Genomic DNA, 7,576 nt, shown 5'->3' on the forward strand with positions numbered 1-7,576 from the left:
AAGACTCCGCCAACCGCAAGTCCAACCAGCAGAACCTCGGCACCATCAAGAGCTCCAACCTCTGCACAGAGATCATCGAATACACTTCACCCGATGAAGTAGCGGTTTGTAACCTCGCTTCGCTCGCATTGCCCCGCTTTGTGATCGATGGGAAGTTCGACCACGATAAACTCTACGAGATCACCTACGAGGCAGCAAAGAACCTGAACAAGATCATCGATTATAATTATTATCCTGTCAAGGAAGCCGAAAACTCCAACTTCCGTCACAGACCTATCGGTCTGGGTGTACAGGGGCTTGCCGATGTGTTCATCCTTCTCCGCATGCCATTCGAAAGCGCAGAAGCAAAACAACTCAACAAGGATATCTTCGAAACCATCTACTTCGCTGCCATGACGGCCTCCAAAGACCTCGCAAAAGTAGACGGCTATTACGAAACATTCCCCGGCTCTCCCACATCACGCGGCGAGTTTCAGTTCGATCTCTGGGGCGTTGAACCTTCCCTCCGCTGGGACTGGTACACCCTCAAAGCGGAAGTGATCAAGCACGGCGTCCGCAACTCATTACTGGTTGCCCCCATGCCAACCGCTTCCACCAGCCAGATCCTCGGCAACAACGAGTGCTTCGAACCATACACTTCCAACATTTACGTTCGTCGCGTACTCAGCGGAGAATTCGTAGTGGTGAACAAGCACCTGCTGAAAGACCTCATCGATCTCGGACTGTGGAATGACGACATGAAGAACAGGATCATCACTCATAACGGATCTATCCAGAAGATCGATGGCATCCCCGATAATATCAAGGAGATCTATAAAACAGTTTGGGAGATCAAACAACGTACCCTGATCGATATGGCTGCAGACCGTGGCGCTTATATCTGCCAGAGCCAGAGCCTCAACCTGTTTGTGGACACACCAACAGCGGGCAAACTCACTTCCATGCACTTCTACGCATGGAAACAGGGATTGAAAACAGGCATGTATTACCTGCGTACAAAAGCAGCTACACAAGCCGTTCAGTTCACCGTTGAAAAACAAGGTGGAAAGATGGTGGAGCCGCTCACCGATAAACATTCACTGAAGGTAATCGAAGGAAACAATGAAGTAGAAGCACAAGGCCCAACCTGTACCATGGAAGAAGGCTGTGTTACCTGCAGCGCATAACCATTGCATTTATCATCGTCATATACCCGTCATTGGCTTTGCTGATGGCGGGTTTCCTTTTATATGCACTTCCGCGATGTCTCCTTTTTTACATTCCCCACCAATGCCCATCAAAGAACGAACAGGTGTGGGTATGTTTTACAGCCGGCGTTCATACCAGCTTTGCAAAAACAGCAAATAAAACAAGCCTAAAAAAATTATCCGTTTTGCTGCACAGGGCTTACTGTAACGATATCGCCTTCTTCAATAGTGAGGTTCATCATACGTGAAGTGAACATGCGGGTATCAGTGTAGACTTCCACATCATAGTAACTGCCGCAGAATATGATATTCTGAACGGTGCCTTTTACATCACTGATATGCTTTCTGGAGAGTACCAGGTCTTCAGGACGAACGATGCGCTGCACGCCATTCTTATCTTCCCATACATTGTATTTGCCGAGCAGGCCAGCAGCATAGTTGTCAACGGGATGACGATAGACTTCTTTGGGCATGCCGTGCTGAATGATCCGGCCATCACGCATGAGCAGGATCTGGTCTGCCCAGCTCAATGCATCAACCGGATCGTGAGATACCATGATGATGGAAATTTTCAGTTGTTCGGCAATGTCTTCGATGATGGCTTTCAGCAGTTGCTTGTGGATCATGTCCGTGTTGGAGTAGGGCTCGTCCATCAGGAGGAGGCCCGGAGATCCGATGAGCAGGCGGGCAATGGCAATGCGTTGCTGCTCGCCGCCGGAAAGCTGATCCGTTCTGCGCTTCAGGAGATGGGTGATGCGGCAGATCTCAAACAGCTGTTCGGCTGATCTGGCGGTGAGTTTATTGGCGTATTCCAGCACCTGCTCCACGCGCAGGTAATGAGGCAGTTCAAAGAGTTGCGACAGATACGCGATCTTCGGATGGCCGGGAATGAGCTGGTCGTTGGGACCGGGTACCCGCTTGCCGTCATAGATCACTTCCCCGGCATCCTGTTGGGCCAGCCCCGCGATTATTTTCAGCAGGGTGGATTTTCCGGAACCCGTTTCTCCCGCAATGGCTATCTGCTGATACCATTGCTGGCTGAAACTAACATCCTTTAATTCGAAGCCTCTTTCGTTTTTCTTATGAATGCCGGAAACCTGGAGTAGAACCATGCGGCAAAAATATACTTTTTAGAATAAGAGGTGACGGAGTTTTTCAGACTGAAGGATCCTGATCTTGCCCTCCCGGATCTCGATGAGTTTCTCCGATTTGAAGTCGCTCAGCGTGCGGATCAGGCTCTCCGTGGCCGTGCCTACATACTGGGCAATATCCTCGCGGGGAATATCGATGGCAGGCTGGTCGCCATTGAGACCGAACTTGGTCTGGATATCCACCAGGGCCCTGGCCACACGCTTACGCAGTGAATCGTAGGCCAGGCGGAGCAGCCGCTCCTCTTTCTCTTTTACATCGCGGGAAATGAGCTTGATAAAGCGGGTGGCGATATTCATATCATTGAACACGGCCGTAAGGAAGTCTTCCCGTGGGATCAGTACCACTTCGGCTTCTTCGAGGACTTCGGCCGTATCATCGTAACTGTTGTTTTCAAGGAGGGCCACATGGCCCAGGTAATCACCGGCGCTGTACAGATTGGTGATATATTCTTTTCCATCCTCATGTATGCGGAAGGTTTTGATCTTACCGCTTTTGAGATGGTACAAATATTTGGGGCGCTTGCCCTCGTGATAAACGATACTTTTTTTAGGGATGCGCTCGCTATCATACTGATTGGGGTCCAGGCTGATGAGACCGGAGGTTTTCAGTTCCTTCAGCAATTCATTGGCACCCTGCTCGCCCTGTTCGTACTGCGCCTGGATGATGCCGATCTTTTTCAGACGGATCTCGATGGCCTTCAGCAGCTCGATATCATCGAAGGGTTTGGTAATATAATCATCGGCTCCCATTTCCATGCCTTTCCGGAAATCAGTGCGTTCTGTTTTGGCGGTCAGGAAGATGAAAGGGATATTCTCCGTTTCAGGCCTGTTCTTGAGGAGATGCAGCACACCGTATCCATCCAGCTCGGGCATCATGATATCACATACAATGAGGTCAGGCTTTTCCCGGGCTGCGATTTCCACACCACGTTTCCCGTTTTCGGCCGTAAAGGTCTGATATCCTGCCAGCGAGAGGATCTCGGCAGTGTTTTCGCGGATATCAGTATTATCGTCGATCACCAGTATCGTTTTCATGGCGTTAAAATTACTACATAACCTGTATCATAGGGCAGATATGATAAAAATCAGGGTTTTGGGTGAGTGGGATCAAATTTCAGGAAAGAAGGCCGGCCTACTTTAGCAGCGTTAAATCTCCCGGCATGGACGCTATAGTAACAGGGCCACATATCATATGTTATCACTGCGGCGAAGATTGCGCCTCAGAAAAGATAATGGCAGATAATAAGCATTTCTGCTGCGAAGGTTGCAGGATGGTATTCCGCCTCCTGAACCAGAACGGGCTCTGTGAATATTATGAACTGAACCACCAGCCAGGCGCCAATCAACGCCTGCAGGCGAGGAAAGACAAGTTCGCCTTCCTGGATGATGCAAAGATCCACCAGCAACTGATCAGTTATGAAGATGAGAAACAAACGCATGTTACCTTCTATCTTCCGCAGATCCATTGCAGCAGTTGCCTCTACCTGCTGGAGCATTTGCACAAGATCAACGATGGCATCATCAGTTCCCGCGTGAATTTCACCCGCCGGGAAGTGAGCCTGGTATTCGATCCCAGGCTTACCAGCCTCCGCGATGCCGCCGAATTACTGAACAATATAGGGTACGAACCATATATCAGCTTACAGGACCTGCAACACCAGCCGCCCCGGATAAAAAAACGACTGATCTATCAACTGGGTGTGGCTGGCTTTTGTTTCGGCAATATCATGCTGATGAGCTTTCCGGAATACCTGGGACTTGAATCGGCTGACATGAAGCTCCAGAATATGTTCCGCGTGCTCAATGTGATACTGGCCCTGCCCGTTTTCTTCTTCAGCGCCCAACCCTTTTTTGCAGCAGCCTGGCATGGGCTGAAGAACCGTTTCCTGAATATCGATGCGCCCATTGCACTGGCCATCCTGGTCACTTTCGGAAGAAGTATGTATGAAGTGATCACAGGCACAGGCGCCGGTTATTTCGACAGCATGAGCGGCATCGTATTCTTCATGCTGGTGGGCAGAGTGCTGCAGGATAAAACCTATCAGCAATTATCATTCGACCGTGATTATACTTCTTATTTTCCCATAGCCATCACCGTTATAAAAGATGGCAATCATATCCCTACAGCCCTGCCGGATATCAAACCCGGGGACACCCTGCTGATCCATTCACAGGAGCTGATCCCCGCGGATGGCATCCTCACCAAAGGCATGGCAGCCGTGGATTACAGCTTCGTAACAGGAGAATCCGTACCGGTTCAGAAGGAAATGGGAGAACTGCTCTACGCCGGTGGTAAACAAACCGGCAATGCCATCGAGCTCTTAGTGATCAAGGAAGTGGCGCAGGGCTATCTCACCAAACTCTGGCTTCGCGATGAATTCAAGAAGTCGCCCGTAGAAAAGAATGTCTCTTTTGTACACCTGCTTAGCCGCTGGTTCACCGTGATCCTTTTCAGCATCGCCACTGTGGCAGCTGTTTACTGGAGCTTCACAGACAGCAGCAAAACCTGGCAGGTGGTTACCGCCGTGCTGATAGTGGCCTGTCCCTGCGCATTATTGCTCAGCAACAGTTTCACCAACGGAAATGTGCTGAGGATCCTGGGGCGTAACCGGTTTTATCTCCGTGGTGCACAGGCCATCGAGGATATCGCCAACTCAAACAGTATCGTTTTTGATAAAACCGGCACCCTTACCAGTACCCGGGAACAGGAGGTGGCTTATGAAGGCAGGGCATTATCGCTGGAGATCCAGCAGTCCGTTACAGCCCTCGCTTCACAAAGCAATCACCCGCTGAGCAAGGCCATCGCGCAATATTTCAATGCCAGGAGCAATGCCCGTGTGGAAGGATTCCGTGAAGTGGCAGGCCGTGGCACTGAAGGGTATGTGATGGGCAATATGATCACACTCGGATCATCACAGCATGTGACAGGCAATCCCGATAAAGAGAACACAGGCACTTCCGTATTCCTGGCAATCGATGGTGAATGCGTGGGGTTCTTCAGGGTTAAGAACCGCTACCGCGACTGTGTTCCGCAACTCGTCAGTGAATTGGGCAAGCATAATAAGCTCTCTGTACTCTCAGGTGACAACAGCGCCGAACGCTCTTATTTGCAGCAGCTGATGGGCGAAGAGGCGCTGTTGCTTTTCAGGCAACGCCCGGAAGACAAACTGCAATTCATTCAGCAGTTACAGCAACGCGGCCAGACTGTAATGATGATCGGCGACGGCCTCAATGATGCCGGTGCCCTCCGCCAGAGCAATGTAGGCATTGCCATCACTGAAGACACCAACAATTTCACTCCTGCCAGCGATGCTATCCTGGAAGCTGCCCAGCTCCCCAAACTCCCGCTCTTCATCCGCCTCTGCCGGGCCAACAAGCGCATCGTTATCGCCAGCTTTGTGCTCAGCATCCTCTACAATATAGTAGGGATCGGCTTTGCCGTTCAGGGCATGCTATCTCCCCTCATTGCGGCTATACTCATGCCAGCCAGCAGTCTGAGCATTGTATTGCTCACTTTCGGTTGCAGCAATGTGTTAGCCCGCAGGTGGAAACTCTGAACGTCTCCCCCACCTGATTAAAATCATTTTGTCATCTAAGTGTAATCATTTCCCACGCATACGCGCACAGGTACTTTTGTTCTATAAACAGAAGATATGAGTGTGATCATAATTCTAATCATTGTCAGCGTAAGCATCGCCGCCTTCTTCCTGGCAGCTTTCTGCTGGAGCGTGAAAGACAAACAATACGATGATGAATTTTCGCCGCCGCTACGCATTCTGTTCGACGACAAACCTGCATCAGACAAAGAATCCGACAAACAATAATTGATAACAGCCTCACTGATCCTGAAACTAAATTGTTATGCAGCTAGAGAAATTTTATTACGACAACAAGATTGTGAAATGGTTCGGCTATGCTACCCTCTTCTGGGGCGTGATAGGCATGATCGCTGGTCTCTGGGCCGCCATCCAGATCTATGCACCATCCACTTCCCTCAATTTTGCGCCAACTACTTTTGGCCGTATCCGCCCCGTTCATACCAATGCCGTGATCTTTGCGTTCGTTGGTAACAGCATCTTCACCGGTGTTTATTATTCCCTTCAACGCCTCTGTAAATCCAGGATGTTCAGTGATAAGCTGAGCTATCTGCATTTCTGGGGATGGCAGGGTATCATTGTGGCAGCCGCCCTCACCCTCCTTCTCGGATACACTACCGGTAAAGAGTATGCGGAGCTGGAATGGCCGATAGATATCGCCATCACATTAGTGTGGGTGATCTTCGGTATCAATATGTTCGGCACCATCATCAAACGCCGCGAAAAACACCTCTATGTTGCCATCTGGTTCTACATTGCTACCTGGGTAACTGTGGCCATGCTGCACATAGTGAACTCCTTTGAGCTGCCCGTCAGTTTCATGAAAAGTTACAGCTGGTATGCAGGTGTACAGGATGCGCTGGTACAGTGGTGGTATGGTCACAATGCCGTGGCGTTCTTCCTCACCACGCCTATTCTCGGCCTGATGTATTATTTCCTGCCAAAGGCTGCCAACAGACCAGTATACTCATACCGTCTTTCCATCATACACTTCTGGGCTCTGATCTTCATCTATATCTGGGCCGGTCCTCACCACTTGCTTTACACAGCGCTGCCAGACTGGGCGCAGAGCCTCGGTGTGGTATTCTCCATCATGCTGATAGCTCCCTCATGGGGTGGTATGCTGAACGGATTGTTCACCCTCCGCGGCGCCTGGGACAAAGTGCGTGAAGAGCCCGTTCTGAAATTCTTTGTAGTGGCAGTTACCTGTTACGGTATGGCCACTTTTGAAGGACCGATGATGAGCCTGAAAAGCGTGAATGCCATCTCCCACTTCTCCGACTGGACCATCGCACACGTGCACATCGGAGGTCTTGGCTGGAACGGTTTCATGGCCTTCGGTATGATCTATTACCTGATCCCCAGAATGTTCGGTACCCAGCTCTACTCCAAAAAACTGGCGAATAACCATTTCTGGATCGGTACTATCGGAATTATCGTATATGCCATTCCGTTATACTGGGCCGGTTTTGCACAGGCACAGATGTGGAAGACCTTTACTGAAGAAGGACAACTGAAGTTCCAGTTCCTGGAAACTGTTACCCATATCATTCCGATGTACGTAACCCGCAGTATCGGTGGTGCACTCTACCTCACCGGTGCATTCCTGATGGCTTACAATATTTACAAAACGGTTAAACAG

General features: G+C 50.2%; 6 protein-coding genes. 4 read left to right on the top strand and 2 right to left on the bottom strand.

The window, feature by feature from the left end:
* A partial coding sequence (locus ACTHMC_RS12870) for a ribonucleoside-diphosphate reductase subunit alpha (RefSeq protein WP_440413549.1) occupies positions 1-1,166 on the top strand: 1,166 nt, incomplete at its 5' end.
* Between the two features lie 197 nt (positions 1,167-1,363).
* Here the strand turns inward: ACTHMC_RS12870 and ACTHMC_RS12875 are convergent.
* On the bottom strand, positions 1,364-2,299 hold the full coding sequence (locus tag ACTHMC_RS12875; RefSeq protein ID WP_440413551.1) for an ABC transporter ATP-binding protein: 936 nt from the start codon (positions 2,297-2,299) through the stop codon (positions 1,364-1,366).
* An 18-nt stretch (positions 2,300-2,317) separates the two neighbouring features.
* Positions 2,318-3,373 carry a response regulator gene (locus ACTHMC_RS12880; RefSeq protein ID WP_440413552.1) on the bottom strand — a complete coding sequence of 352 codons (1,056 nt, stop codon included), beginning with the start codon at positions 3,371-3,373 and terminating at the stop codon, positions 2,318-2,320.
* A 125-nt stretch (positions 3,374-3,498) separates the two neighbouring features.
* On the opposite strand from ACTHMC_RS12880, the gene ACTHMC_RS12885 reads away from it, so the two are divergent.
* The 3 genes from ACTHMC_RS12885 to ccoN form a co-directional block, all read left to right on the top strand.
* Positions 3,499-5,895, top strand: coding sequence for a heavy metal translocating P-type ATPase (locus tag ACTHMC_RS12885; RefSeq protein WP_440413553.1), 2,397 nt, complete (start codon positions 3,499-3,501; stop codon positions 5,893-5,895).
* 96 nt (positions 5,896-5,991) lie between these two features.
* Positions 5,992-6,162, top strand: a complete 171-nt coding sequence (gene ccoS, locus ACTHMC_RS12890; RefSeq protein WP_440413554.1) for a cbb3-type cytochrome oxidase assembly protein CcoS — start codon at positions 5,992-5,994, stop codon at positions 6,160-6,162.
* Positions 6,163-6,199: 37 nt separating this feature from the next.
* Positions 6,200-7,576, top strand: a 1,377-nt coding sequence (gene ccoN, locus ACTHMC_RS12895) for a cytochrome-c oxidase, cbb3-type subunit I (RefSeq protein WP_440413555.1), incomplete at its 3' end; no start/stop codon positions are given.

The organism is Pseudobacter sp., from assembly GCF_051955275.1.
GTDB lineage: Bacteria > Bacteroidota > Bacteroidia > Chitinophagales > Chitinophagaceae > Pseudobacter.

Excerpts from the sequence above, each read along its gene's own strand:
- ACTHMC_RS12885 (WP_440413553.1), top strand. The coding sequence starts at position 3,499 with ATGGACGCTATAGTAACAGGGCCACATATCATATGTTATCACTGCGGC.
- ccoS (WP_440413554.1), top strand. The coding sequence starts at position 5,992 with ATGAGTGTGATCATAATTCTAATCATTGTCAGCGTAAGCATCGCCGCC.
- ACTHMC_RS12880 (WP_440413552.1), bottom strand. The coding sequence starts at position 3,373 with ATGAAAACGATACTGGTGATCGACGATAATACTGATATCCGCGAAAAC.
- ACTHMC_RS12875 (WP_440413551.1), bottom strand. The coding sequence starts at position 2,299 with ATGGTTCTACTCCAGGTTTCCGGCATTCATAAGAAAAACGAAAGAGGC.